Here is a 931-nt window from a genome sequence, read left to right as displayed (position 1 = left end):
TGATCAGGAAGATGATCAGCAAAACCAGCATGACGTCGACCAGCGGGGTGGTGTTGATGGTGCTGTTGACTTCGTCTTCGCCATCACCATCATTGCCAATTGCCATTGCCATAATGTGTTCTCTTTCAAATTACTGAATACGGAAGACCTCGATACAGAGGTTGGAAAGACTTCTTGCAAGAAGTCTTCGTTCCGCAGGTGAGTGGCATGCCACTCGAATTCCCTGCTACACCACAGAGTCACAGAGAAAACCCACAGAGAAAACCCTTTCATTACGTGCTGCTTGTAATGGCCGGGTGAAATGATCTGTGATCAGTTTCAGCAAAAAGGTTTCCTTCTTGCCTTTCTCTGTGTCTCTGTGCCTCGGTGTTGAGAGGTCTTCTGGTGTTAATCAGTGAGTGCTAATTATTTCTTTGCTGCTGTCTTGCCCATGTTACCGGACAGAACTACAGAGTGCAGGTCAGCGGAGAAGGTACGGACTTCTTCCATGGCGCTCTTGTTGCGACGTACCAGGAAGTTGTAACCCAGAACCGCAGGAACCGCCACTGCCAGACCAATTGCCGTCATGATCAGCGCTTCACCCACAGGGCCGGCTACTTTGTCGATCGATGCCTGACCAGACATACCGATGGCTGTCAGCGCATGGTAAATACCCCATACTGTACCAAACAGACCAACGAACGGTGCAGTGGAACCAACGGTTGCCAGGAAGGCCAGACCGTCTTGCAGACGGCTTTGGACTTTTTCCACAGCGCGCTGGATGGACATGGATACCCAGGTATTCAAGTCGATTTGTTCCAGCAATGCGCCTTCATGGTGTTCTGTGGCTTTGATGCCAGAGTCAGCGATGAAGCGGAATGGGCTGCCTTCTTTCAGGGAAGACGCACCGGCTTGCACGGAGGAGGCTTTCCAGAATTTGGCGCGGGCTTCA

Annotated in this window: 2 protein-coding genes; both read right to left on the bottom strand. The window is 51.3% G+C overall.

The genetic code is table 11. The features are described from left to right. Window positions 1-112 (bottom strand): ExbD/TolR family protein (locus ACO0K9_RS27985; RefSeq protein ID WP_422980606.1); only part of this gene is annotated, 112 nt, incomplete at its 3' end. Between the two features lie 293 nt (window positions 113-405). Continuing rightward, window positions 406-931: MotA/TolQ/ExbB proton channel family protein (locus ACO0K9_RS27980; RefSeq protein ID WP_422990675.1), on the bottom strand; the 526-nt coding region annotated here is incomplete at its 5' end.

Origin of the sequence: Undibacterium sp. Ji50W, assembly GCF_049340445.1 — a bacterium.
Taxonomy (GTDB): Bacteria; Pseudomonadota; Gammaproteobacteria; order Burkholderiales; family Burkholderiaceae_D; genus Undibacterium.
Note: the sequence above shows the minus strand (reverse complement) of the source record. Positions and strands in the feature narration are given on the sequence as shown.